At 68.6% G+C, this 24,776-nt stretch carries 19 protein-coding genes and 1 pseudogene; 14 read left to right on the forward strand and 6 right to left on the reverse strand.

Annotated features, from left to right (window positions below; genetic code table 11):
* Positions 1–4: 4 nt before the first annotated feature.
* Together OZ671_RS13105 and mnmA are read right to left on the reverse strand one after the other, a co-directional pair.
* Positions 5–1,381 carry an aldehyde dehydrogenase family protein gene (locus OZ671_RS13105; RefSeq protein ID WP_268861160.1) on the reverse strand — a complete coding sequence of 459 codons (1,377 nt, stop codon included), beginning with the start codon at positions 1,379–1,381 and terminating at the stop codon, positions 5–7.
* A 214-nt stretch (positions 1,382–1,595) separates the two neighbouring features.
* Positions 1,596–2,765: a tRNA 2-thiouridine(34) synthase MnmA gene (gene mnmA / locus OZ671_RS13110; RefSeq protein ID WP_268861161.1), complete on the reverse strand. Its 1,170-nt coding sequence runs from the start codon at positions 2,763–2,765 to the stop codon at positions 1,596–1,598.
* A 146-nt stretch (positions 2,766–2,911) separates the two neighbouring features.
* Here mnmA and OZ671_RS13115 point away from each other — a divergent pair, with 146 nt between their 5' ends.
* The 5 genes from OZ671_RS13115 (at position 2,912) to OZ671_RS13135 (ending at position 9,351) form a co-directional block, all read left to right on the forward strand.
* Entirely contained in the window at positions 2,912–3,796 is an 885-nt protein-coding gene (locus OZ671_RS13115) for a lysozyme inhibitor LprI family protein (protein WP_268861162.1), read from the forward strand.
* Positions 3,797–3,842: 46 nt separating this feature from the next.
* A complete protein-coding gene (locus tag OZ671_RS13120) occupies positions 3,843–4,532 on the forward strand; it encodes a DUF1045 domain-containing protein (RefSeq protein WP_268861163.1) in 690 nt (229 codons plus the stop codon).
* Positions 4,533–4,800: 268 nt separating this feature from the next.
* Complete coding sequence (locus tag OZ671_RS13125) at positions 4,801–5,778, forward strand: TAXI family TRAP transporter solute-binding subunit (RefSeq protein WP_268861164.1); 978 nt, start codon at positions 4,801–4,803, stop codon at positions 5,776–5,778.
* A gap of 161 nt (positions 5,779–5,939) precedes the next feature.
* Positions 5,940–8,387, forward strand: coding sequence for a TRAP transporter permease (locus OZ671_RS13130; RefSeq protein WP_268861165.1), 2,448 nt, complete (start codon positions 5,940–5,942; stop codon positions 8,385–8,387).
* 16 nt (positions 8,388–8,403) lie between these two features.
* Positions 8,404–9,351, forward strand: a complete 948-nt coding sequence (locus OZ671_RS13135; RefSeq protein WP_268861166.1) for an acetamidase/formamidase family protein — start codon at positions 8,404–8,406, stop codon at positions 9,349–9,351.
* Positions 9,352–9,371: 20 nt separating this feature from the next.
* Here the strand turns inward: OZ671_RS13135 and OZ671_RS13140 are convergent.
* Positions 9,372–10,054: pseudogene (locus tag OZ671_RS13140) on the reverse strand (L-2-amino-thiazoline-4-carboxylic acid hydrolase).
* A 195-nt stretch (positions 10,055–10,249) separates the two neighbouring features.
* Here OZ671_RS13140 and OZ671_RS13145 point away from each other — a divergent pair.
* Positions 10,250–10,840 carry a LysR family transcriptional regulator gene (locus tag OZ671_RS13145; protein WP_268861205.1) on the forward strand — a complete coding sequence of 197 codons (591 nt, stop codon included), beginning with the start codon at positions 10,250–10,252 and terminating at the stop codon, positions 10,838–10,840.
* A gap of 12 nt (positions 10,841–10,852) precedes the next feature.
* Here OZ671_RS13145 and OZ671_RS13150 read toward each other — a convergent pair whose 3' ends face one another.
* Complete coding sequence (locus OZ671_RS13150; RefSeq protein WP_268861167.1) at positions 10,853–11,722, reverse strand: creatininase family protein; 870 nt, start codon at positions 11,720–11,722, stop codon at positions 10,853–10,855.
* Positions 11,723–11,855: 133 nt separating this feature from the next.
* Here OZ671_RS13150 and OZ671_RS13155 point away from each other — a divergent pair, with 133 nt between their 5' ends.
* Complete coding sequence (locus tag OZ671_RS13155) at positions 11,856–14,183, forward strand: hydantoinase/oxoprolinase family protein (RefSeq protein WP_268861168.1); 2,328 nt, start codon at positions 11,856–11,858, stop codon at positions 14,181–14,183.
* Positions 14,184–14,188: 5 nt separating this feature from the next.
* Entirely contained in the window at positions 14,189–15,829 is a 1,641-nt protein-coding gene (locus OZ671_RS13160) for a hydantoinase B/oxoprolinase family protein (RefSeq protein WP_268861169.1), read from the forward strand.
* Between the two features lie 4 nt (positions 15,830–15,833).
* Here the strand turns inward: OZ671_RS13160 and OZ671_RS13165 are convergent, their stop codons facing one another.
* On the reverse strand, positions 15,834–16,352 hold the full coding sequence (locus OZ671_RS13165; protein WP_268861170.1) for a winged helix DNA-binding protein: 519 nt from the start codon (positions 16,350–16,352) through the stop codon (positions 15,834–15,836).
* A 429-nt stretch (positions 16,353–16,781) separates the two neighbouring features.
* Here OZ671_RS13165 and OZ671_RS13170 point away from each other — a divergent pair, with 429 nt between their 5' ends.
* The 6 genes from OZ671_RS13170 to OZ671_RS13195 all read left to right on the forward strand — a co-directional run bounded on the left by OZ671_RS13170 (position 16,782) and on the right by OZ671_RS13195 (position 22,474).
* Entirely contained in the window at positions 16,782–17,774 is a 993-nt protein-coding gene (locus OZ671_RS13170; RefSeq protein ID WP_268861171.1) for a TRAP transporter substrate-binding protein, read from the forward strand.
* 178 nt (positions 17,775–17,952) lie between these two features.
* Positions 17,953–18,486 (forward strand): TRAP transporter small permease, encoded by a 534-nt coding sequence (locus tag OZ671_RS13175; RefSeq protein WP_268861172.1) that lies wholly within the window; start codon positions 17,953–17,955, stop codon positions 18,484–18,486.
* A 5-nt stretch (positions 18,487–18,491) separates the two neighbouring features.
* Complete coding sequence (locus tag OZ671_RS13180) at positions 18,492–19,820, forward strand: TRAP transporter large permease (protein ID WP_268861173.1); 1,329 nt, start codon at positions 18,492–18,494, stop codon at positions 19,818–19,820.
* Positions 19,821–19,907: 87 nt separating this feature from the next.
* Positions 19,908–20,624, forward strand: coding sequence for a 5-oxoprolinase subunit PxpB (pxpB, locus tag OZ671_RS13185; protein WP_268861174.1), 717 nt, complete (start codon positions 19,908–19,910; stop codon positions 20,622–20,624).
* Positions 20,621–21,658: a biotin-dependent carboxyltransferase family protein gene (locus OZ671_RS13190; RefSeq protein ID WP_268861175.1), complete on the forward strand. Its 1,038-nt coding sequence runs from the start codon at positions 20,621–20,623 to the stop codon at positions 21,656–21,658. Before pxpB ends, OZ671_RS13190 begins: the two co-directional genes overlap by 4 nt.
* A gap of 48 nt (positions 21,659–21,706) precedes the next feature.
* On the forward strand, positions 21,707–22,474 hold the full coding sequence (locus tag OZ671_RS13195) for a LamB/YcsF family protein (RefSeq protein WP_268861176.1): 768 nt from the start codon (positions 21,707–21,709) through the stop codon (positions 22,472–22,474).
* Here OZ671_RS13195 and OZ671_RS13200 read toward each other — a convergent pair whose 3' ends face one another.
* A complete protein-coding gene (locus OZ671_RS13200) occupies positions 22,475–24,775 on the reverse strand; it encodes a hypothetical protein (RefSeq protein ID WP_268861177.1) in 2,301 nt (766 codons plus the stop codon).
* Position 24,776: the final 1 nt, after the last annotated feature.

The raw sequence follows: 24,776 nt of genomic DNA on the forward strand, positions 1-24,776 counted from the left end.
TTCGTTAGGAAAACAAGCTGAGGCTATTCGTTATGTCCTTGCCGGCATAGGGCGGAAAAACATCAAGCTCGACGTCCGGATTGCCGATCAGCATGGCTTTCGTGTTGCTCAGCGCGTCGAAGCCGGCCTTGCCGTAATATTTGCCCATGCCGCTGGCGCCGACGCCACCGAACGGCAGGCTGTCGATCCAGCAATGCAGGTTTGTCTGGTTGATGCAGCCGCCGCCGAAGGACAGGCTCCCCAGCACATGGTCGATCGCCGGCTGGTTCTTGCTGAACATGTAGGCGGCAAGGGGCTTGGGCCGGCGCTTGATCGCCGCGACGATGTCCCTGAGGTCGCGATAGGGCATCACCGGCAGCACCGGACCGAACACCTCCTGCTGCAATGCCGGGTCGTCCCATGTCGAGGGATAGAGGACGGTCGGCTCGACATAGCGCGCGGCAATGTCGAAGCGGCCGCCATGCACGACCTTGTCCGGCAGGATGTAGGACGCCACGCGTTCGGCGTCGTGCGCGCTGATCATGCGGGCGAAGTCGGGGCTTTGGCTCGGATCCTCGCCATACATCCTGACGATCGAGGCCTTGAGCTTCGCCAGGAAGGCGTCGGCGACAGTCTCGTGGACACAGACATAGCCGGGCGCAATGCACCACTGTCCGGAAATCGCATTGTGACCCCAGGCGATCCGGTCGGCGGCGATGTCGAGATTGGCGGTTTCGTCGACGATGGTCGGGTTCTGGCCGCCGAGCTCGAGCAGGACCGGCGTCAGATGTTCGGCCGCAGCGCGCATCACCACCTTGCCGACGGCGGACGAGCCGGTGAAGAAGATGAAGTCGAAGGGCAGCTTCAGAAGCTCGCCGATCTCCTCGCGCCCGCCCGTGACGACGGCGACGTTCTCCGGAGAAAAGTAGCGCGGCACGAGCGTTCGGAACAGCGCCGCCGTCGCCGGGGTCGTATTGGCGGGTTTCAGGATCACGGGATTGCCGGCGGCCAGCGCCGCGACCGCCGGGTCGAGCAGCAGCAGGATCGGCGCATTGAACGGGCCGATGACCAGCGTCACCCCGTAGGGCTCCTTGTAGATGATCCCGCGATTGCCGCTGGCTGCCAGGCCTTGCGGAAGGGCGACGGCCTGCGGGGCCATCAAATCCCGCAGATTCCGGCGATAGAAGTCGATCACCCCGCTCGGAACGGTGATCTCGAAAAGCTGCTCGAAGGGCGGCTTGCCGAAATCCTGATGCAGCGCCTCGCAGAAGGCCTGCTGGTTGTCGCGGAGCATGCGTTCCATGCGGTCGAGTTGATCGATCCGCCATGCGTAACTCTTCGTCGCGTCGGTGAGGAAATGATCCTTCTGCGCGTCGAAGATCTGCTGAAAGCCGTTTGTCATGACCGGCACTCCGCAAGGAAAGCACGCTGCGGCCGCGCCGTGCGGCCACTCCGTGCTGGCACGATATCGTTGCGTTTTTCCCGATAAAGACGGCTTCCCTGACATCACTTGCCAGGATCGGCGAACAATTGGGAGGCCGGGCGGTGCCGTCCGCGACCGGGGGGTGTCCTATGGCGCACGGCGGACGATCGTCCGGCCCGTCAGGCGCCGGACACTAGAGCGCGGCGTGAAGCGGCGCGGCGGCCGGGGTGCGGAGCGTCGCTGCCGGTCGGGTGATGAAGCCGCCGCCGAGCACGCGCGCCGGGCCTTCGGCGGCATCGTAGAGCACGCAGGCCTGGCCGGGAGCGACGCCTTCCTCGCCATCGAGCAGCTCGACCTCCAGGCCGCCGGCGGTCGCCCTGAGCACGGCCGGCTTCGGTGGCCGGGTCGAGCGGACCTTGGCGAAGCAGTCGATGGCCTCGCCCGGACGGAGCGTGGCGTCGCCGAGCCAGTTGACGTCGCGCAGGCCGATCGCGCGGGTCGCCAGCGCATCTTTCGGGCCGACCAGAACGCGCCGGCCGGCCGGATCGAGACCGACCACATAAAGCGGCTCGCGCGCGGCGATTCCCAGGCCCCGGCGCTGGCCGACGGTAAAGCGCATGATGCCCTCGTGGCGGCCGAGAACCCGGCCGTCGACATGGACGATCTCACCGGGTTCGGCCGCCTCCGGCTTCAGCCGCTCGACGATGGCGGTATATTTGCCCGTCGGCACGAAGCAGATGTCCTGGCTGTCGGCCTTGTCGGCGACCGACAGGCCGAACCTGCGGGCGTGCTCGCGCGTTTCCGGCTTGGTCATGGTGCCGAGCGGAAAGCGCAGCAGGTCGAGCTGCGGCTGGGTGGTCGCGAACAGGAAGTAGCTCTGGTCGCGGTCGGCATCGACGGGCCGGTAGAGTGCGCGCCGGCCGTCGGGCAGGGCCCGGCTCGACACGTAATGGCCGGTCGCCAGGGCATCGGCGCCGAGGTCGCGTGCCGTTTCGAGGAGGTCGGTGAACTTGACGTGGCGATTGCAGTCGACGCAGGGGATCGGCGTCTCGCCGGCGGCGTAGGACTGGGCGAAACGGTCGATGACCGCCGCCTTGAACCGCTCCTCGTAGTCGAGCACGTAGTGCGGAATGCCGAGCCGCTCGGCCACCCGGCGGGCATCGTTGATGTCCTGGCCGGCGCAGCAGGCGCCCTTGCGATGGATGGCCGCGCCATGATCGTAAAGCTGCAGCGTCACGCCGACAACGTCATAGCCCTGCTCCGCCATCAAGGCCGCGACGACCGAGGAGTCGACGCCGCCGGACATGGCGACGACCACCCGGGTCGCATAGGCAGGTTTGGCAATGTCGAGACTGTTGAGCATGGGTGCCCGCGTCGATGGATCGGACCGCTATATAGGGCCGCATGGCCATCGGCGCAAAGCTTCCGTGGTTCGGCCCGCGGGATCGTGAAACAGAGCTCTGGCCATCCGGCACGTTGCGGAAATAGCACGATAGCACAGATGCACGCATGACGTTCAGGGGAAAGCCGCCGATGACCGCGCGATGGATGGTGCCGCTCGTGCTCGCCGTCGGCCTTTTCGGATCCCCTGCCGCGGCGGCGCGCTCGCCGTGCCCGGCAAGCCTCGCGCCGGCCGAGCGGCTCGCCTGCCTCGCGCCGGCGGAAACGGAGGCGGAGGCCGCGCTCGTCGTCGCCCGCAACGATGCGGCCAAGGCGATCGCGGATTGGCACGGCCAGCTCGACGCCGACGAGCGCAAGGTGTGGGGCGCCGAGTTCGCGCGGGCCCTGGACCTCTGGGTGACGTTCCGCAACCGGACCTGCGCGGCGGATCTCCTGGCGTTCCAGCAGCGGCTCGGACCCGCGGCGGCCGAGGCTGCGAGCCGCGCCTGCCGGATCGGCCTCACCCAGGTCATCGTCGGCGATCTCACCAACCGGTTCGGCGAGCAGGTCGCCGACCGGATGCGCGGCCATCTCGCCGGGCCGCAGCGCGGTCCCAACCGTCGCGACCTGATCGGGGCCGAGGGCAGCCAGCCGCTGTGCCGTCATCCGGGCCGCGGCGGCGACTATGCGCCGCTCACCGCCTGCTACGAGCGTCACGCCGCGCGGCTCGACGCGCGGCTGGAGACGACCTGGAGCCAGGCGCTTGCCGCGATCAGGGCGCGTGAGGACCTGCCGGCCGCCGGCCGTGCGCGCTGGAGCGAACTTTTGACCGCCGCGCAGCAGAGCTGGAAGGAGCTGCGCGACCTCACCTGCCGGCTCGAAGCTTACGAGACGCCCAACCGCTGGGCCCATTCGATCTACGCGATGGTGACCGGCCCGTGCCGGATCGTCGAGACCGAGGAGCGCATCAGGACGCTCGCCAGCGCCTATGGGTTGCGCCGGGGCGAGCGCTGAAGCCGTCTTGAGGCCGTCATGCGATCCGCGCTAAGGGCTTCGGGCCATGACAGCCCGCTATGCCATCTATGCTGCTCCCGCGCCGGATGATCCGCTCTGGCGGTTCGGGTCCTCGATCATCGGTTATGACGCGGCGAGCGCCCGCGACCTGCCGTTTCCGGATGCTGCGCCGTGCAATGCGCCGGATTGGCGGGCGCTGACCGACGATCCGCGGCGCTACGGCTTCCACGGCACGCTGAAGGCACCGTTCTCGCTGGCGGACGGCGCAAGCGAGGCCGATCTTCTGGAAGCTGTCATGGTCTTCGCCGACCGGCGGCCGGCGGTGACGCTGCCGCGGCTGGAGGTCGTCACGCTCAAGTCCTTCGTGGCGCTGGTGCCGGCCGAGCCGTCGGAGGGGCTGTCGGCGCTCGCCGCCGACTGCGTGCGCGGCTTCGACGCGCTGCGCGCGCCGATGAGCGCGGCGGACCGGGAGCGCCGGCTCAAGAGCCCGCTCACCGAACGCCAGATCGGCCATCTCGACGCTTGGGGCTACCCCTACATCTTCGAGGATTTCCGCTACCACATGACGCTGACGGGCTCGCTCCCGGAAGAGCGGCGCGAACCCGTGCGTGCAGCGCTCGCCGCGGCCTATCAGCCGATCGCTGCGCCGTTCCGGCTGGATGCGCTGGTGGTGTTCCGCCAGGCCGCGCGCGACCAGCGCTTTGCCATTCTCGGCCGGTTTCCCTGCGAAGGGTGAGCGGCGGCGCTACGGCCTGCGGGCGCGGGCTGAGGTCACGCGCCGCCTTCGCGGTTGCTCGCATGGGACGGCGCCCTCGGCCATGCCGGCCGCGGCCGGACGCGACAGATGGAAGCAGACCGAAGGCCGGCTCCGGCTTTCGCCTTTGGTCGCATGGCAGGCCTCTTATCGGGGCGGAGATGTCGGTTATAGTGACCGGACCAACCACGTCCGGCTCCAGCCGGCAGGAGGCCCACGGGCGGGCCGTTTCGTTCAGGGAGGAAATTCCATGTCGTTCGTTCTCAACCGCCGCACGGCGCTTCTTGCCGGCGCCGGCGGGGCGCTGGTCCTCGGCGCGCCGGCGCTCGCCCAGTCGCGGCAGAGGCTGACGATCGCCACTGGCGGCACGGGTGGGGTCTTTTTCGTCTATGGCGGCGGGCTTGCCCGCGTCTGGTCCGAAAAGCTGCCCAATACGCATGCCACCGCCCAGGTGACCGGCGGCTCGGTCGACAATGTCAACCTGGTTGCGGCGGGCGATGCCGACGTCGGCTTCTCGACCCTCGATTCGGTCGATGACGCGCTGAAGGGCGTCGGCGCCTATGCGCAGGGCGGCAAGCGCGACGTGCGCGTGCTGGCGGTGCTCTACGATTCCTTCTTCCACGTCGTCGCCAGTGTCGCTTCGGGCGTCAATACGGTCGCCGACATGAAGGGCAAGCGCATCGGCGTCGGATCCACCGGCTCGTCGACGGAAGGCATGGCCGACCGGGTGTTGACCGCGGGCGGCCTCAACCCGAAGGCGGACATCACCCGCGACAATCTCGGCGTCGCCGAATCGGCCAATGCCCTGTCCGACGGCAAGATCGCCGCCTTCTTCTGGATCGGCGGCGTGCCGACCGCGGCCGTGCGCGATCTCGCCCAGGGCGGCCGCACGCCGATGAAGTTCGTCGACACCTCGAAGGAGCTCACGGTGCTGGAGGGCCGCTATCCCGGCCTCTACCGGCCGTTCACGCTGCCGGCCAACGCGTATGGCGGCCAGACCACCGCCGTGCCCGGCCTCGGGGTCGCCAATGTGCTGGTGGTCAGCGCCTCGGCGCCCGAAAAGCTCGTCACCGCCATGCTGGAAGGCACGTTCAACAATCTCGCCGAGGTCCAGCAGATCCACCCCGAGGCCCGGCGCCTGACGGTAGCGGGAGCCGCAGCCAAGACCGCCATTCCGTTCCATCCGGCGGCGGCCGCCTTCTACAAGGCCAAGGGCATCGCCATGTGAGGCCGCCGCGCCGCGGCCATTCGCCAATGTCGAAAACAGCCGGGATGGGGATACCGTCCCGGCTTTTCTTGTCGGCGCGACCGGTTATGGTCGCTCATGGGGACAGGCCGCCGCGGCAAGACGGCGTCGCCCCGGCGGGGAAGAGCTAAGGGACGATCGGCATGACGACAGGTGTTGCGGGAGCTCCGGCGGCCGGGCCGTCGGAGGAGCGCCAGCTCAGCGCCGACGAGATCGAGAAACTGTCGTCGGATTCCGAGGGCGGGCCGGCCCGTCGGGTCACCGGCTGGCTCGGCTGGGTGACCGGCGCCACCTGCTTCCTGGTCGCGGCCTATGCGCTGTTCTGGACGCAGTTCTCCGTCAATACGACGATCTACCGCTCGACCTTCCTCGTCCTCTGCCTCGCCTTGACCTTCGTGCTCTATCCGCTGGTCCGCACGGGGACCGACGGCGCGGTGAAGGCGCGCCGGCCGACGATCGAGGAGTTGATCTTCTCGGCGACGGCGGTGGCGCTGATCCTCTACCTCCTGCACAATCCCAATCCGATGTTCGCGGTCTATGGCCGTTCGAACTTCGCCTACGGCCTCGGCCTCGTCGTCGCCCTGTGCTTCCTTGCCTATCCGCTGCTGGTTTCGCATGCGACGCTGGCGCGCTATCAGCCGGTCGACTGGATCTTCGTCGCCGTCGGCTTCTACGCGGCGGCTTATCTCGCCCTCAACATCGAGGAGTACAAGGTTCGCGCCATGCGGCCGTCGGCCGAGGAAATGGTGCTGGGCCTCACCCTGATCCTGCTTATCCTGGAGGCGACGCGCCGCACCGTCGGCTGGATCCTGCCGGCCATCGCCGTGGTCTTCCTGATCTATTGCTATGCCGGATCGGGCTGGCTGATCCCCGATGTGTTCGAGCACCGCGGCTTCACGCTGAACCGCATCATCGGCCAGAACTACCTGACGCTGGAAGGCATCTTCACCACGCCGCTCGACGTCGCCGCGACCTTCATCATCCTCTTCACCATCTACGGCGCCGTGCTCGACCGCGGCGGCGCGGGCAAGTTCTTCATCGAATGGGCCTTCGCGCTGTTCGGCAAGAAGGCCTCGCCCTCGGCGCCGGGCCGGGCGGTGGTCGCCTCCGGCTTCCTGCTCGGCACGGTCTCGGGCTCGGGCGTCGCCACCACGGTCACCGTCTCCTCGCTCGCCTGGCCGATGCTGCGCCGCTCCGGCTATTCGCCGGAGGTGGCCGGCGGCATGCTGTCGGCTGCCGGCATCGGCGCCACGCTGTCGCCGCCGACGCTCGGAGCCGCAGCCTTCATCATCGCCGAGTTCCTCGACGTCGACTACCTGCAGATCCTCATCTACGCGACGATCCCGACCATTCTCTATTACGTCTCCTGCTGGCTGATGACCGAGGCCGACAGCAGGCGCATGAATGTGCGGGCGGTGCGCACCTCGGATGCCTCGCTCTGGGAGCTGACCAAGGCCGGCGGCTATCATTTCCTGTCGCTCGGTGCGATCGCCGTCTTCCTGGTGCTCGGCTATACCAGCTTCATGGCGGTCTACTGGTCGATCGTGGTCGCCTTCGTGCTGTCGATGGTGCGGCCGGAGAGCCAGCTCGTCACCCGCCGCGCCTTCGCCATCGGCTGCCTGGCGGCGCTCGCGGCCTTCCTGTTCGGCAATTCGGACCTGCCGCGCGCGCTCGGCCTGCATGAGCTGTTCGACAGCCGCGTGTCGGTCGCCAGCTTCTGGGGCATCGCCACGGCGGTCGCCGTCTCCGGGCTCGAGAGCCTCGTCGCGGCGCGTGCCGGCCGGCCGGCGCCGCAGGGCGGCACCGGCATGATCGACGCGCTGATCGACGGTACCCGTTCGACCCTCGGCATCGTCGCGACCTGTGCCTGCGCCGGCGTCATCGTCTCGGTGGTCAATCTCACCGGCCTCGGCCTGACCATCTCGGGCATCATCATTTCCGCAGGCGGATCGAACGTCTTCCTGATCCTGCTGATGGCGGCGCTCGCCATGTGGGTGCTCGGCCTCTCCGTGCCGGTCACGGCGAGCTACATCATCGCGGCCGTGATGCTGGTGCCGGCGCTCATCAAGGTCGGCGTCGCGCCGGCCGCGGCGCATATGTTCATGTTCTACTACGCGGTGCTCGCCGACGTCTCGCCGCCGACGGCGCTGGCGCCGTTCGCGGCCTCCGCGATCACCGGTGGCGATCCGTTCCGCACCACCATGCAGGCCTGGAAATATACGCTGCCGGCCTTCGTCGTGCCCTTCATGTTCTGCCTGACGCCGCAGGGCGCCGAACTCCTGATGCTGGTGCCGGCCGGTGTCAACGCCGCGGGCGCGACCGTCTACGCGGCACCGTCGGGGCTGCTCGCCTGGATCTCGGTGCTCTGGTCGACGGTGACCGCCTGCCTCGCCCTGGTCGGCCTCTGCGTCATGTTCACCGGCTACGCGCTGGCGCAGGCGAACTGGCCTGAGCGCATCCTCTGCTTCATTGGCGGCGCGCTGCTGTTCGCCTCCAACATCTATGCGGATGTCGCGGGGCTCCTCTTCCTCGGCACGGGGCTCGCCACGCACTGGATGCGGGTGAAGAATGCCGCGACCGTTTCGCCCTGACAGCCCCCGTGACGCCATGACCCATCGCCTCGACGCCAACGCCGACACCGCCCACTGGGGCTATTTCGAAGCGGCGCTCGCGCCGCGGCTGACCATCGCCTCCGGAGAAAGGGTGACGATCTCCACCGTGTCGGGCGGCGGCGATGTCCTGCCGGACCCGTCCTGGGGCATTCCGCCGGGACTGGCCGACATCCATCGTCGTTTCGGCGGCCCGGCCTTGCCCGGTCATATCTGCACCGGCCCGGTGGCGGTCGCGGGCGCCAGGCCCGGCCAGGTCCTGCAGGTCGATATCGAGGCGATCGAGCTGCACTACGACTGGGGCTATACCTTCGTCGCCCCGCTCGCCGGCGCGCTGCCCGACGACGTCAAGGCGAAGCGCCTGTTCCATTCGCGCATCGACCGGGCCGCGCGCGTCGCGCTCATGCCCTGGGGTCACGAGATCGCGCTCGACCGGCCGTTCTTCGGCGTCATGGCAGTGGCCCCGCCGCACGAATGGGGCCGGGTCAACACCCTGCCGCCACGCCGCAACGGCGGCAATCTCGACAACAAGGAACTGGTGGCCGGCACCACGCTCTATCTGCCCGTTCACGTCGACGGCGCGAATTTCTCCGTCGGCGACGGCCATGGCGCGCAGGGCGACGGCGAGGTCTGCATCACCGCCATCGAGACCGGCCTGATCGGCACCTTCAGGCTCACCGTGCGCGACGACATGAGCCTCGTCTGGCCGATGGCCGAGACGGCGACCCATGTCATGACCATGGCCTTCGACCCGGACCTCGACACCTGCGTGCAGATCGCGCTGCGCAGCATGATCGACCTCGTCACCGCCCGCTCTGGGCTCGACCGGGACGAAGCCTATGCCCTGATGTCGCTGGTTGCGGATGTCAGGGTGACCCAGGTCGTCAACGGCAACAAGGGCATCCACGTCATGCTGGACAAGAAGTGGCTCGCGCCGGTGCGGTGAGCACGCGCCCGGCCTGAAGGCTACATCGCGCCCGGCCGGAGCTGTGAGAACCGGAAATCGCAATGGCTTGCGCCGCCGGCCAGCGTCTGGCTCCGTTCCAGGCGAATGCCGCGCGCCGCATAGGCGTCGAAATCAAGTCCGCAAATGTTCGGCAGGATTGCCTTGTCCCCGTGGCGCGCAGCGAATTTGCAGAAGCCGCAGGCCTTGTAGTTGATGCCGAAGAGGAAGCTGTCGCCCGGACCTGGCTCTACGAAATCGTAGACGAAGTCGTCCGGAAATTCCTCCCGAAGGCTTCTTGCGGCCTGCTCACGCAGCAAGACCTGGTTCTCCGGCGACAGGAACTGGCGTCCGGCGGCCAGCCGCTCCGCTTCGGGCGCGCCGAGCAATTGTGCCTTGTAGGCTTCCCGCTCGATGTCGCCGATCACCGGCAACGGCACGCGTGGCGCCGGAGCACGCGGCTGATGGCGATGAAGCCGAGGAGGTGCATGAAGAAATCGCTCATGCGGCTTGCCGCGCCGCCGACATAGGGCATCTGGGTGAGCACGGTATGGAACTCGTCCATCACCTCCCGCTTGATCCCATCGATGTCGGCCAGATGCGCGCGCTCGGACAGCATCGTCCCGGCAAGGTCGAGCCGCTGGCGCATCTCGGCTTCCATCGCAACGCGATGGGTCTCGTAGAAGGGATGGATGGTCTCGGTCATGGCATGTCTCTCCGGTCCGGCGAGCTGCAAGCGGTTTCGGCGCCGATGCTCCGTCGCTGCGCAATGACGCGTCCGCCGGGCCGTCGGTGCGCACTTTCTCCCGCACGCCCCGATCCCGCTCAACCGATTGTTTCTGGCATCCTGGAAGAGTTTTTCTATTGTGAAGAGATCTTCGCCCCGCCGGGATCCGCGACCATGAGCTATCGTCTGCCTCCCTTGAACGGACTGCGCGCCTTCGAGGCCGCCGGCCGCCATCTGAGTTTCAAGGCCGCTGCTTCGGAACTTGCCGTCACGCCCGGCGCAGTCAGCCAGCAGGTGAAGCATCTGGAACAGGCGCTGGGCGTGCCGCTGTTCCAGCGCCTGCACCGCAGCCTGGTCCTCACCGCCCAGGGCGAGGCCCTGCTGCCTGAGGTGTCCGATGCCTTCCAACGCCTGTCGAAGGCCAGCGACACGATTGCGAAGGCTCTGAAAACGAAACCGCTCCGCCTTGGCATTTCGCCGGCCCTCAACGACGAACCCGAGCGCCTGCTCGCCCGTCTCGCCGGCACGAAGCGCCCGCCCGACTATGTGCGGGCGGTGGCGAGCGACGATGTGGCCGATCTTCTCGCCGGCCGCCTCGATGCCCTGCTTCGTCCGGGCCCCGGCCCCTATCCCGGCCTGCATGCCGAAGTGCTTACGCTCGCACCCGGTTTCGGGGCGCACGAAAAAGCGTCCCTCGTGGTCTGGCCGGGCCTTGCCCGCTGCCGCGAATTCACCCGGGCGCGCGCGCTGCTCGCAGGGGACTGAACACCGCGCCGCTCAATCCCAGGGCCTGCCCTCGACGATCACCTCGGCCAGCGCCGCCACCGCGGCGGCCTCGAGCTTTTCGCCTTTGGCACGTGAGGCCCGGCGCGCGTCGCCGACGACGCCCGACGGCGAGAAGCTGCGAAACGAGCGCCATTGCTGCACCGCCGGCTGGAGCACGTCGCGGGCGCTCGAAAAATTCGGACCATGGGCTTCGGCGAGCCGGTCGGCGCGCACGGCATCGGGCGCGGCCACCATCATCATCGACGTCTCGGCCTCGCAGGCATGCAGCACGCCGTCCTGGTCGTCGAGCAGCGGCGCAAAAGCCGGCTGGCAGAGCTCGAAATAGGTCGTGGCCGCGATCGCGAGGCCGGTCTCGCGGGTGAGGTCGGGCAGAAAGGCGTTCAGCGCCGCCATGTTGCCGCCGTGGCCGTTGACGATCAGCGCGCGCCGGAAGCCGTGGCGCTTCAGCGCGCCGACGATCCCGAGCAGCACGGCCCGGTAGGTCGGGATGTCCAGCGTGAAGGTGCCGCCATGGTCCATGTGATGTTCGGCAAGGCCGAGCCAGAGGGTCGGCGCCACCACCACCGCTCGCCGGTCCTGCGCCCGTTCCGCCGCCATCAGGCAGACGCGGCCGCACAGGATGGTGTCGACGCCGGTGCCGAGATGCGGGCCGTGCTGTTCGGTCGAGGCCACGGGCAGGACCACCAGCGCACCAGCCGCGGCGAGCGCGTTCAGCTCCGGCGCGGTGAGCCGCGCCCATTCGACCGAGCGCTGCCGCGCTGTGGCAGCCTGTCGCAGCTTCGCGCCCGTGCGGCGCGACGGGGCTGCCTTGTTTGCCGGCTTTGCCGGTTGCGGCGCCGTGGTTCCTCTTGCCTTGGCCATGCCGTTCTCCCTTCGGGCGGAGATTTCCACGGTCCGTCCCGCCGGTCGAGCCGCCGGCCTACGGCAGACCTGCATTGCCCTCATTCCCCAGATCGAGGTTGTTCTTGGCACGGCGATCGCTAGTGTCCCGCGCATGACACTTGCCGAAACCTACCGTCTCGCCACCGATATCGGCGGCACCTTCACCGACATCGTTCTCGAACGGGGCGAAACCCGCTTCACCACCAAGGTGCTGACGACGCCGCACGCGCCCGAGGAGGCGGTGGTGGAAGGCACCCGCATCGTGCTGGCCGAGGCGGGCATCGGCTTCGCCGATCTCGCCGTCTTCGTCCACGGCACGACGCTCGCCACCAATGCGGTGATCGAGCGCAAGGGCGCCCGGACCGCACTGGTCGCAACGGATGGTTTTCGCGACGTGATCGAGATCGCCGACGAGGGGCGCTACGATCAGTACGACATCTTCATCGACAAGCCGCGCCAGCTGATCGAGCGCAAGCTGCGCTTCACCGTGCCCGAGCGCATCGACGTAATGGGCAAGGTGTGGCTGCCGCTCGACGAGGCGGCGCTGCGCAAGGTGGCGAAGGAGCTGAAGAAGCTCCGCGTCGAGGCCGTCGCGGTGGCCTTCATCCATTCCTATGCCAACGGCGCGCACGAGGTGCGGGCGGGCGAGATCCTGGCGCAGGAACTGCCCGGCGTCTCGATCACCCTGTCGAGCGAAGTCTGCCCGGAAATGCGCGAATATGAGCGCACCTCGACGGCCATCGCCAATGCCTATGTGCAGCCGCTGATGGCCGGCTATCTCGGTCGGCTGAAGGCGCGCTTCGCCGCCGAAGGCTATGCCAAGCCGATCCATCTGATGACCTCCGGCGGCTCGCTCGCGACCCTCGAGACCGCCGCGCGCTTTCCGATCCGGCTCGTCGAATCCGGCCCGGCCGGCGGCGCCATTCTCGCCGCCCATGTCGCGGCCGAGCGCGCCGAGGACAAGGTCCTGTCCTTCGACATGGGCGGCACGACGGCCAAGATCTGCCTTATCCACGATGCGACGCCCTACAAGGCCCGCACGTTCGAGGTCGATCGCCAGTCGCGCTTCATGAAGGGTTCGGGCCTGCCGGTGCGCATCCCGGTCATCGAAATGGTCGAGATCGGCGCCGGCGGCGGCTCGATCGCGCGGGTCGACAGCCTGAAGCGCATCACGGTCGGCCCGGATTCGGCGGCGTCCGTGCCGGGCCCGGCCTGCTATGGCCGGGGTGGGGCGGCACCGACCGTGACCGACGCCGATGTCGCGCTCGGCCGCATCGATCCCGCACGCTTCGCCGGTGGCGCCATCACGCTCTATCCGGACAAGTCCGATGCCGCGCTCGACGCGGCGGTCGGCAAGCCCCTGGCGCTGAAGATCGCGATGGCGGCCCATGGCGTCGCCGAGATCGTCGACGAGAACATGGCCAATGCCGCACGCGTCCACGCCGTCGAGCGCGGCGTCGTGGTCGGCGACCACACCATGGTGGCGTTCGGCGGCGCCGCCCCGCTGCATGCGGCGAGGCTGGCTGAAAAGCTCGGCATTTCCCGCATCGTCATCCCCGCCGATGCCGGTGTCGGCTCGGCCGTCGGCTTCCTGCGCGCGCCGGCCGCCTATGAGCTCGTGCATTCCAAGTTCATGCGGCTCGACCGCTTCGATGCGAAGGAAGCCAGCAAGCTGCTTGCCGGCATGAGCAAGGAGGCGACGAGCCTCGCCAAGGCAGCCGCCGGCGGACGCACGCTCACGGAAACGCGGACCGCCTTCATGCGCTATACCGGGCAGGGCCACGAGATTGCTGTCGGTCTGCCCAATCGCGCCCTGACGGAGAAGGACGTGGCGCTGATGCGCGCAGAGTTCGAAGCCGGCTATCGGCGGCTGTTCGCGCGCCACATCCCGGGCGCCGCGATCGAGGTGCTGTCCTGGGCCCTGCTCGTGACCACCGACACCGCCCGTCCCGCCGCGCTGGCGAAGGCGCGCCGCAAGGACGGCCCGAAGCCGCTCGGCACCCGCCCGGTCTTCGACGCGAAGAGCGGCAGGACCGTCAAGGTTCCTGTGGTCGACCGCGCGACCATGACCCCCGGCGCCACCGTCGCCGGGCCCGCCATCATCGTCGAGGCGGGGACCTCGACCTTCGTCACCGCCAGCTTCGATGCGCAGCTCGACGCCGGCCATGGCCTGCTGCTGACCGCCAAGGCCGCCGAGGCCGCCACGTCGGTCAAGCCTGCGAAGGCTGCGGCGACCGGCAGGCCGGCCAAGCCTGCGAAGGCTGCGGCGACCGGCAAGCCGGCCAAGCCTGCGAAGGCCACGGCGACCGGCAAGCCGGCCAAGCCTGCGAAGGCTGCGGCGACTGGCAAGCCGGCCAAACCTGCGAAAGCCGTGACGGCCACCGGGCCGGCCGCGACCGCGAAGCGAGCCAAACCGGCCAAGCCGGCCAAGGGGCAGTGAGAGCCATGACCAAGCTTTCGGATATCGACCTGCAGGTCATGTGGAACCGCCTCATCGCGGTGGTCGAGGAGCAGGCGCAGGTGCTGCTGCGCACCGCCTTCTCGGCGATCGTACGCGAGGCCGGCGATCTTTCGGCCGGCGTCTTCGACCGGCACGGCAACATGCTGGCCCAGGCCGTCACCGGCACGCCGGGCCACGTCAATTCCATGGCCGAGAGCGTCAGGCACTTCATCAGAGCCTTTCCGGTCGAGACGATGCGCGAAGGCGACATCTACATCACCAACGATCCCTGGATGGGCACCGGCCATCTCAACGACTTCGTGCTGACCACGCCGGCCTTTCACAAGGGCAAGCTGGTCGCGCTGTTCTCCTGCACCAGCCATCTCATGGATATCGGCGGCATCGGCTTCGGGCCGGACGCGACCGACGTGTTCATGGAAGGGCTCTACATCCCGCTGCTCAAGCTCGCCGACAAGGGCAAGCTCAACGAGACGCTGATGGCGATGATCCGCGCCAATACGCGTCTGCCGGTCGATACCGAGGGCGACGTCTATTCGCTCGCCGCCTGCAACGATGTCGGCTGCGAGCGGCTGTCCGAGATGATGACCGAGTTCGGCCTCGACGATCTCGACGTGCTCTCCGGGCACATCCTCGACCGTTCGCGCGCCGCGGTGCTGGAGGCGATCGCCGCCATGCCGCAGGGATCCTGGACCAACAGCATGACGGTCGACGGCTATGACGAGCCGGTGACCCTCACCGCCACCGTCACGGTGTCGAAATCGGGCATCCATGTCGACTATGCCGGGACCGGGCCGGCCTCGCGCCGGGGCATCAATGTGCCGCTCGCCTATACGACCGCCTATACGGTGTTCGGCCTCGCCTGCATCGTCGGCAAGGATATCCCGAACAATGCGGGGTCGCTGGCGCCGCTCACCGTGTCGGCGCCGGAGGACAGCATCGTCAACGCGCTGAAGCCAAAGCCGGTCGCCTCGCGCCACGTCATCGGCCAGATGCTGCCCGACGTCGTCTTCGGCGCGCTGCGCCAGGCGATCCCCGATCGCGTTCCCGCCGAGGGCACATCGTGCCTCTGGAACCTCAACGTCCGCGGCCAGACCGAGGATGCCGGTCTCGGCAATTACGGGTTCACCATGGCGGTCACCGCCAATGGCGGCACCGGGGCGCGGCCGCTGAAGGACGGCCTCTCGACCACCGCCTATCCGTCAGGGGTCAAGGGCACGCCGGTCGAGATCGCCGAATCGATCACACCGCTGATCTTCTGGCGCAAGGAGTTCCGGCCGGATTCGGGGGGCGCCGGCCGTACCCGCGGCGGCCTCGGCCAGGTGATCGAGGTCGGCAGCCGCATCGGCAAGCCGTTCGACCTGCTCGCTGCCTATGACCGCATCGACCATCCGCCGCGCGGCCGCGACGGCGGCAAGGACGGCGCGGCCGGCGCGGTCGCGCTCAAGTCGGGCAAGAAGCTGAAGGGCAAGGGCTTCCAGATGATCCCCCCAGACGACCGGCTGGTGGTCATGACCCCCGGCGGAGGCGGCATCGGCGATCCGAAGAAGCGCAAGCGCGACGCGGTCGCCCACGATGTCGCCGAAGGGCTCGTCAGCAAGGCGGGAGCGAAGGCCTACGGCGGCTAGGCGGTCAGCTGAGGCTCGCCGCCGCTCGCGCTGCCTGGTCGTAGAGCCCGGACAGCGCGCGCATCTCGGCGGCAATCCGGCTCAGCTCGACCGCATCGGTGCCGAAGGCCTTCACGCCCTTGATCAGCAGCGCTTCGCGGATCTCGCGATAGCGCAGGCAGAATTCGGCTCCCTTCGGCGTGGTGCCGATCGCCTTTTCCTTGCCGATCTTCTCGCTGCGGATCAGGCCGGCGGCTTCGAGCTTCTTCACCGCATAGGTGACGAGGTGGGTGTCCTCGATATTGAGCACCAGGGCGATATCGGCCATGCGTTTCGGCCGGCCGCGGTGATTGACGGTATGGACGATCAGCACTTCGAGCGGCGAAAGGCCGGCCATGCCCGCCCCTTGCGCGCAGCGGGTCATCCAGCGCTCGAAGGCGTGGCCGACCAGGATGAGGCCGAACTCGAACTCCGACAGCGCCGGCATGGCACCGGATGCGAGATGGGCCGAGGAGACGATCGGACCGATGCTGGCTGCGGGCATAGCGGCCGTCGAGGCAGCTTCGGGCGGCAGTGACTGGGGGAGTGGCGACTTGGTCGGCGGCGACTTGGTCGGTGGCGACTTGGGCGAAGTCGGCGAAGGCATGGGCGCGTCTCTCACGGGCTGGAGCGGCGGCATCGGTCCATTTAGTCGTCACATATCCCCGAAATCAAATCAATAAAACGACGACAAATTATCGACGATGTGTTGACTTGGAAAAAATGTTGCGCAATCGTCATCGCCGATAGCCGTTTCATGTCCTGGCTGGAGGCTGGCGCGCGCCCATTCACGCGCCTTTGTGTGCACCGCAATGCGCGCGTAGCCCTTGTCTTGTGCGTGAAACAGCGATCCAATTGCATGTCAAAGGCAGATGCCTCGACCGCCGGACAACGGCGGGCCTTCCAGAGATCAGGGACTTCAGGAGCTTCTCACATGTTCGACCGCCGCCAGATTCTCGCCGGCTTGGCCGGCGCGACGACGCTTGCCGCACCCACCGTGCTCAGGGCGCAGACCGCCTGGGACATGCCGGTGCCCTATACCGACGGCACCTTCCACACCCAGAACGTCCGCTGGTGGGTGGAGGAGATCACCAAGGCGACCGGCGGGTCGATGAAGATCCAGGTCCATTCCAACAATTCGCTGATCCGCCTGCCGGAGATCCTGCGCGCGGTGTCGACAGGCCAGGTCGCCGCCGGCGAGATCCTGATCAGCCAGTTCGGCAACGAGGACCCGTTCTTCGAGCTCGATTCGATCCCCTTCCTCGCCCAGGGCCTCGACCAGGGCATGCTGCTCTACCAAGCCTCCAAGCAGGCGCTGGAAGCCACCTGCCAGCGGCGCGGGATCCGCGTGCTCTACTGCGTCGCCTGGCCGAGCCAGGCCTTCTATTCGAAGACGCCGATCAATTCGGCGGCCGACATGCGCGGCATGAAGTTCCGGACCGTCAGTCCGATCACCTCGCGCATGGCCGAGCTGCTCGGCGCCGTGCCGACGCTGGTGCAGGCCTCCGAAGTGCCACAGGCCTTCGCCACCAATATCGTCACCGGCATGATCACGTCCGGCGCGACGGGCGTGCAGTCGCGCGCCTGGGAGTTCTCCAGCCAGTTCGTCAACCTGCGCGCCTCCATGCCGAAGAACGCCATCCTGGTGAACGAGCGCGCCTGGCAGCGCCTGCCGCAGGCGGTCAAGGACGCGATGCTCGCAGCCTCCGCCCAGGCCGAGCCGCGCGGCTGGAAGCTCGCCGGCGAGGTCGAGGCCGCCTCGATCGAAGAGCTGCGCAAGAACGGCATGACCATCGTCGATCCGAGCCCGCAGCTGCTCTCCGACGTCAAGGCGGTCGGCGCCAAGCTGACGGAGGAATGGATCGCCAAGGCTGGCGATACCGGCAAGACGGTGATCGAGAACTTCCGGTCGCGTCTGCGCGCCTGATCCACGCCGCGACCGGTGCCTCCATCGAACCGGCGTCGCATCGCGCCGGTTCGTGCCCCGCGCCCGGCGGGGCGGAGCCCGCCGCCATCGTCTTTTCAGCCACGCCCCTCTTCATCCCCATGACGCGCGCCGCGACCCCGATCCGGGGCGCGAAGCGCCATCAAATCACAGGTTGCTCATGCGAAAGCTACTCGACGGGCTCTATCTCGGAGCGGCCTGGCTCGGCGCTTTGGCCGTCTTCACCATCTGCGCGATCATGATGACGCAGGCGGCCCTCAGGTTGAACGGCACCCTGTTGCGCGGCGCCGACGACGTCACCGCCTGGGTCTGCGCGGCCGCGGCCTTCCTGCCGCTGGCCGCCACCTTCAAGCGGGGCGAACTGGTGCGCATGGGCATCATCGTCGAGCGCTTCTCCGACCGGACGGCGCGCTGGATCGAGCTCGTCGCGCTCGCCGTCTGCGCCGCCTTCGGCCTCTATCTCGCTTATTGGCTGTGCAACATGGTCTATGAAAGCTTCGTCTTCGACGAGCGCGGCCAGGGCCTCCTGCCGATCCCGATCTGGATCCCGCAGACGCCGGTGGCGATCGGCGCGATCGTGCTGGCGATCGCCGTGATCGACGAACTGGTCCGCGTCGCCTCGGGCCTCGTGCCGACCTATGTGCAGCAGGTGCGCGACCGGCATGCCGCCGGCGACTATTCGGGTGAGGTCTGATCGTCATGGGACCGCTCGCTATCGGGTCGCTGCTGCTTGTCGTCATGTTCGCCACCCTGTCGGTGGGAGCGTGGATCGGCTTTTCGCTGGCCATTACCGGCTGGGTCGGCATGGCCTTCTTCACCAATTCCTCGCCGGGCCTCAATCTGGCGACCGCGGTCTGGCAGTCGGTCGCCTCGTGGGAACTGGCGGCGCTGCCGCTGTTCGTCTGGATGGGCGAGATCCTGTTCCGCACCAATCTCGCCAACCAGATGTTCATCGGCCTCGCGCCCTGGCTGCGGCGGCTGCCGGGCAGGCTCCTGCACGTCAACGTGCTGGCCTGCGGCATTTTCGGCTCGGTCTCCGGCTCGTCGGCGGCGACCGCGGTCACCATCGGCAAGATGACGGTGCCGGAGCTGAAGCGGCGCGGCTATCCCGACACGCTCTCGCTCGGCTCGCTCGCCGGTTCCGGCACGCTCGGCATCCTCATCCCGCCCTCGATCATCATGGTGGTCTATGCGGTGGCGGCCGAGGTCTCGATCATCCAGATCTTCCTCGCCGGCTTCCTGCCCGGCCTGCTCGTGATGGTGCTGTTCTCCGGCTACATCGTGGTCTGGGCGCTGCTCAATCCGGACAAGGTGCCGGCCGACGACCTCGGCGCGATGACGTTCAAGGAAAAGCTCGTCGCCTCCAAAGAGCTCATTCCCTGCATGCTGCTGATCGCCATGGTCATCTGGGTGATCGTGGCCGGCTATGCGACGGCGACCGAGGCCGCCGCCTTCGGCGCGGTCGGCTCGCTCGCCCTTGCCTGGTGGGGCAAGTCGCTGACCTGGGAGCATTTCAAGGAGAGCCTGCTCGGCGCGACGCGCCTGTCGGCCATGATCATGTTCATCCTGGCCGGCGCCGCCTATCTGACGCTCGCCATGGGCTTCACCGGCATTCCTCGGGCGCTCGCCGAATTCGTCGCCTATCTCAACCCGTCCAAGTTCCAGCTCATCGCCGTCCTGACCGTCATGTACATCATCCTCGGCACCGCGCTCGACGGCGTGTCGATGATCGTGCTGACCACCACCATCGTGCTGCCGATGATCCAGAAGGTCGGCATCGATCCGATCTGGTTCGGCATCTTCATCGTACTGCTCGTCGAAATCGCGGAGGTGACGCCGCCGGTCGGCTTCGTCCTGTTCGTGCTGCAGTCGATGAGCGGCCGCGACAGCTGGTTCGTCGCCTATGCCTCGCTGCCCTTCTTCCTCATGCTGGTCACCGCCATCGCGATCATCACGATCTTTCCCGACATCGTGACGGTGCTGCCGCGGATGTTCGTCGAGGCGACCCAGGCGGGCGGTCCGCGCTAGCGCCTGCCCGCCAACGAGGCTTAAGATCATCGGCACGCCGATGATCCCCTGGTGTGAAGTCCCGAGAGGTTCGCGATGGGCGCCCGCATGGAGCCGCGATTCCTGGCCTGCGGCGATACCGCCGTCACGGTGGAGTTCGGCACCGAGATCGACGACGACATCAACGCGCTGTGCCTGGCCTTCGACGAGGCGCTCGCCGCGGCCGCCATTCCCGGCATCGTCGAGACGCTGCCGACCTATCGCTCCGTGCTGGTGCAGGTCGATCCGCTGACGATCGACATGCCGGCCTTCGAGCGCCAGGTGCTCGCGGTGCTCGACGGTCTGGAAGCGCGCGCGGCGCGGCCCCGGCGCTGGAAGGTGCCGGTCGTCTATGGCGGCGCGTTCGGCATCGATCTCGACGATGTCGCCGCGCGCCACGGCCTCGCGCCGGCGGAGGTGATCCGCCGCCATTCCTCCCGCGTCTACCGGGTTGCCATGCTCGGCTTCCTGCCGGGCTTCTGCTACCTCTCCGGCGCGGACCAGAGCATCGCGCTGCCGCGCCGCGAGGATCCGCGGGTCAAGACGCCGGCCGGCACGATCTCGATCGGCGGCGTCCAGGCGCTGGTCGCTTCGGTCGAGGCGCCATCGGGCTGGCACCTGCTCGGCCGCACGCCGGTGCGCACCTTCATGCCCGACCGCGATCCGGTGTTCCTGATCGGCGCCGGCGACGAGGTGGTGTTCGAACCCGTCGAGGCGGCGCGCTGGGATGCGCTCGACCGGGCGGCGGCGGCCGGCGAGCCGGTCGCCGAGGAGGTCGCGCCATGACCCGGCTCGTCGTCCGCGACTGCGGTGCCGGCACCACCATTCAGGATGCCGGCAGGTTCGGTTATCAGCGCTATGGGGTCGGCCCGGCGGGCGCCATGGACAGGATCGCGCTCGCCGTCGCCAACCTGCTGGTCGGCAATGCCCCGGGCACGGGCGCCATCGAATTCGCGCTGTTCGGCGGCTCCTTCCTGGTCGAGGACGGCGATGTGCGGGTGGCGCTTGCCGGCGCGCTCGCTGATCTCAGGATCGACGGCGAGGCCGTGCCGGTCCTGACCAGCGCCACCGCGCGCGCTGGCCAGGTGATCAGCGTCGGTCCGGCGCGCGCCGGCGTGTTCATGGTCCTGGCGGTCTCGGGTGGTTTCACCTTGAAAGCGGATCTCGGCAGCCAGTCCTTCCACTTGCGCGCCGGGCTCGGCGGCGTCGATCGCCAGCCGGTCAAGCCGGGGCAGAAGCTTGCCGTCGCCGGCACGCCCGCAGGACCGGAACTGACGGTGAGCCGGGCGCCGAACGTCGCGGCCGGCGCCTATCGCATCGTACTCGGGCCGCAGGACGATTATTTCACGGACGCCGGCATCCGCACGCTGACCGAACAGGCCTATGCCGTGTCGGCCCAGGCGGATCGCATGGGCTACCGGCTGACCGGCCCCAAGGTCGAGCATGCGCGGGGCTACAACATCGTCTCCGACGGCATCGTCACCGGCTCGATCCAGGTGCCGGGCTCGGGCGAGCCGATCGTGCTGCTCGCCGATCGCCAGACGACGGGCGGCTATCCCAAGATCGCCACGATCATTTCCGCCGACCTGCCGCGCTTCGTCCAGCAGCGGCCGGGCAGCGAGGTGCGCTTCACCGTCGTCAGCCGCGCCGAGGCGATTGCCGCCGCGCGCGAGCAGGCGGCGATGCTCGCGGCGGTCGCCGAGGGGTTGAAGGCGGCCGGCGGCGGCCTCGATGCCGAGCGGCTCCTGTCGCTCAACCTCATCGACGGCTGGGTCGATGCGCGCAGGGGCGAGGCGGAGGAAACGCGGGTCGCCGGCTGAGTCGCGTGCCCCGCAGATGTCGCGACAGGATGTGCAGGAGGCAAGGCGATGGCTTCAGTCGATCTCAATTCGGATATGGGCGAAGGCTTCGGCCCCTGGCAGATGGGTGATGATGCGGCCATGCTCGACATCGTCACCTCGGCCAATGTCGCCTGCGGCTGGCATGCGGGTGATCCGATCATCATGCATCGCACCGCCGAGATCGCGAAGGCCAAGGGCGTCTCGATCGGCGCCCATCCCGGCTTCGGCGATCTCTGGGGTTTCGGCCGCCGGGTGATCCGCGGCGACAGCATGGCGGAGCTGGAGAAGCAGGTGGCCTATCAGATCGGCGCGATGCAGGCGCTGGCCGCGATGGCCGGCCACAAGGTCACCCATGTCAAGGCGCATGGCGCGCTCGGCAACATGAGCAACGACGACGAGGACATCGCGCTCGCCATCGGCCGGGCGATCAAGGGCGTCGACGCCAGTCTCGTCTATGTCGTGATGCCGGGCCTGCCGACGGAGCGGGTCGCCGAGCGGCTCGGCCTTGCCATGGCGCGTGAGGTCTTCGCCGACCGCACCTATGACGACAACGGCAACCTGACCAGCCGGAAGAAGGACGGGGCCGTCATCCACGACGCGGCGCTCGCCGCCGAGCGGGTCCTGCGCATGGTCGAGGACCAGGAGGTCGTCACCGTCACCGGCAAGGTGCTGAAGGTCGTCATCGATACGATCTGCGTCCATGGCGACAATCCAGCGGCGGTGGCCATGGCGCGGACGGTGCGCCAGCGGCTCGAGGCTGCGGGCATCGCAGTGAAGCCGTTCAGGGCCGCCTGATCAGGACCGGCCCGCAAGCTGGCGCAGGGCGCCGGCGAAGGGCTCGAAGGTGAAGCGCACGGTGACCTTGCCGGGCGGCACAGCCACCGCCCGCACCAGGCCGAAAGCGCGCTGGATCGCGATCTCGCGGCCCTCGATGCGCGCCACCCACCAGGGGTGCCAGGCATCGGCGAGCACCAGCATGCCGCCCTCGGCGCTGTCGGTCTCCACCACCACTTCGGTGTCGCCATAGACGCGGATGCGCGCGGTGCCGCCGGCCGCGCGGCGCGGTGGCACAGGGCCCTCGACCAGCACCGTGTCGCGCGGGTCGAGACCAGCGGGAAAGCCGGTCTCGGCCAGGCGTTCGGGCGTTGGCGCCGCGGCCGGCGCCAGCCACACCCGGGGCATGGCACGCGGATTCTCGTAGATATAGGCCTCGCCGGTGCGCGCGATCAGCGGGAAGGCGTCGGGCGGCAGTGTCTTGTCGACCTCGTTGATCGGCACGCCCGTCACGATGAAGCGCAGGCCGAGAATGTCGGCGAGCGGCGAGCGATAGGAGGGGAAGGATGGAGGGAAGCGGCGCTGGCTCGGCAGCGCGGCAATGTCCTCGGCACCCACGAGACCCGCATAGGCGGCGGAGCGCACCGGGTTGAAGCCGAGCGTATCCTCGAAACCATGGACCATGGCGGCGTTCTGCCAGAAATAGCCGAGGCCGATCAGCTCGACGCGGTCGCGCCGCGTCTCGTCGCGCACCTGGCGCCCCTTGATCAGCGCGACCGTCGGGTTGGTCGTCGCCGGGTCCAGCACGTCATAGGTCGCGGGCGGCAATGCGGTGGACTCGCTCGGGCCGTTGGTGACCCTGAGATCGATGACCAGGACGCCCGCGAGGACGGCGGCGAGAACGCCCGGCGCGAGCCTCGGCGCGGCGGCGAGAACGGCGAGCGACAGGCCGAGCGAAGCCGCCGCGATGGCGAGGTAGGTCCAGGCGCTCGCCGGCGCGCCCTTGGTCAGGATGAGCGCCGCACCACCGGCAAGGACGAGGACGATGACGGCCCCCAGCAGGGTCCGGTTGACCGTCAGCTGCCGGATGAGAAGGCGGTGCGCGGCATAACCGGCCAGCACGGCATAGAGTCCGCCGATGACGAAGGCGGCATCGGCCGGACGGCGGAACAGGCTGACGCCTGGCAGGTGCCAGAGCGCGCCGAGGGCCGGCGTGTACCAGCCGAGGGCGAAGACGATCGTGGCGGCGAGCGCAAGCGTCACGTAGCGGATCTCGGCGGCCCAGGCGGCGCGGCCGGCGCAGAGCGTCAGCACCAGCAGGAAGGGCAGGGCGCCGGCATAGAGAACGCCCATGTTGCGGGCGAGGAACAGGCCGGTATCGCCCCAGGCCGGCGTCGGCGGCCCCCAATATTCGGCGAGCGGTCCGGCCGCCCCGTAGAGATTGCCGAGCGCGAGGCTGGCGAACAGGGCCGGGTGCAGCGAGCCCCGCCCGGCGCCCTCCAGGTCGATGGCGAGGCGGTTCGACTGCTCGGCCCACAGCGCCGAGAGCGTCACCGGCACGATGATGACGGCAAGGCCGGCCGCAGCGCCCGCGGCAAGCGGCGGCAGGCTCCGCCGGAAGCGGCTGGCGCGGCCGGTGCCGGTGAGCCAGAAGGCCAGAACCTGGCCGGCGAGCAGGTAGACGAGAATGAAGGCAACCTGGTCGCGCCCGGCCACCATCAGGCCGGCGGCAAGCCCGGCCAATAGCCCATAGAGCCACGAGCCGCGGTCAAGGGCACGGGCAAGCAGGAAGGCCGCGACCATCCACCAGCAGAGCGAAAAGACCTGGTTGACGTGCTGGATGCGCCAGCTGGCGGCGGCGCCAAAGGCAAAGGCGATCGCCGCCACGAGCGCGCCGCCCCAGTGCCAGCCGCGGTCGCGGAAGATCAGGATCACCGCAAGGCCGCCGGCGAACAGCATGGCAAAGACCGCGCGATCCATGGCGGCGAGCGAAGGCGCCCGGTCGACAGCGGCGACCGCAAGGAGCGGCAGCGAGAACAGGACCGATTGCGGATCGGCGATTTCCGGCGAGCCGGCGAAGATGCTCGGGGTCCAGAAGGCGCCGTCGCCGCCATGCAGCGCCCGCGCGGCGAAGCCGAGATGGGGGTACCAATGGGCTTTGGCGTCCCAGGGAATGGTGACGGCGCCGCTGAGCCAAGGCGCCGCGAGGACGCTCCAGGCGAGCGCGAACAGGACCAGGACCAGGAGGAGATTGAAAGGAGCCCGCTCCGGCGCAGCTGCCGGTCCGGCGGAGGCGCGACCGCGGTCGGATAAGGCGGCCAAG

The sequence above is a fragment of the Phreatobacter sp. AB_2022a genome (genome assembly GCF_026847585.1).
Taxonomy (GTDB): Bacteria; Pseudomonadota; Alphaproteobacteria; order Rhizobiales; family Phreatobacteraceae; genus Phreatobacter.

What these genes read in the sequence shown, in the direction of transcription:
- OZ671_RS13105 (WP_268861160.1), bottom strand. Translation starts at nt 1,381, where the DNA reads ATGACAAACGGCTTTCAGCAGATCTTCGACGCGCAGAAGGATCATTTC.
- mnmA (WP_268861161.1), bottom strand. Translation starts at nt 2,765, where the DNA reads ATGCTCAACAGTCTCGACATTGCCAAACCTGCCTATGCGACCCGGGTG.
- OZ671_RS13115 (WP_268861162.1), top strand. Translation starts at nt 2,912, where the DNA reads ATGACGTTCAGGGGAAAGCCGCCGATGACCGCGCGATGGATGGTGCCG.
- OZ671_RS13120 (WP_268861163.1), top strand. Translation starts at nt 3,843, where the DNA reads ATGACAGCCCGCTATGCCATCTATGCTGCTCCCGCGCCGGATGATCCG.
- OZ671_RS13125 (WP_268861164.1), top strand. Translation starts at nt 4,801, where the DNA reads ATGTCGTTCGTTCTCAACCGCCGCACGGCGCTTCTTGCCGGCGCCGGC.
- OZ671_RS13130 (WP_268861165.1), top strand. Translation starts at nt 5,940, where the DNA reads ATGACGACAGGTGTTGCGGGAGCTCCGGCGGCCGGGCCGTCGGAGGAG.
- OZ671_RS13135 (WP_268861166.1), top strand. Translation starts at nt 8,404, where the DNA reads ATGACCCATCGCCTCGACGCCAACGCCGACACCGCCCACTGGGGCTAT.
- OZ671_RS13145 (WP_268861205.1), top strand. Translation starts at nt 10,250, where the DNA reads ATGAGCTATCGTCTGCCTCCCTTGAACGGACTGCGCGCCTTCGAGGCC.
- OZ671_RS13150 (WP_268861167.1), bottom strand. Translation starts at nt 11,722, where the DNA reads ATGGCCAAGGCAAGAGGAACCACGGCGCCGCAACCGGCAAAGCCGGCA.
- OZ671_RS13155 (WP_268861168.1), top strand. Translation starts at nt 11,856, where the DNA reads ATGACACTTGCCGAAACCTACCGTCTCGCCACCGATATCGGCGGCACC.
- OZ671_RS13160 (WP_268861169.1), top strand. Translation starts at nt 14,189, where the DNA reads ATGACCAAGCTTTCGGATATCGACCTGCAGGTCATGTGGAACCGCCTC.
- OZ671_RS13165 (WP_268861170.1), bottom strand. Translation starts at nt 16,352, where the DNA reads ATGCCCGCAGCCAGCATCGGTCCGATCGTCTCCTCGGCCCATCTCGCA.
- OZ671_RS13170 (WP_268861171.1), top strand. Translation starts at nt 16,782, where the DNA reads ATGTTCGACCGCCGCCAGATTCTCGCCGGCTTGGCCGGCGCGACGACG.
- OZ671_RS13175 (WP_268861172.1), top strand. Translation starts at nt 17,953, where the DNA reads ATGCGAAAGCTACTCGACGGGCTCTATCTCGGAGCGGCCTGGCTCGGC.
- OZ671_RS13180 (WP_268861173.1), top strand. Translation starts at nt 18,492, where the DNA reads ATGGGACCGCTCGCTATCGGGTCGCTGCTGCTTGTCGTCATGTTCGCC.
- pxpB (WP_268861174.1), top strand. Translation starts at nt 19,908, where the DNA reads ATGGAGCCGCGATTCCTGGCCTGCGGCGATACCGCCGTCACGGTGGAG.
- OZ671_RS13190 (WP_268861175.1), top strand. Translation starts at nt 20,621, where the DNA reads ATGACCCGGCTCGTCGTCCGCGACTGCGGTGCCGGCACCACCATTCAG.
- OZ671_RS13195 (WP_268861176.1), top strand. Translation starts at nt 21,707, where the DNA reads ATGGCTTCAGTCGATCTCAATTCGGATATGGGCGAAGGCTTCGGCCCC.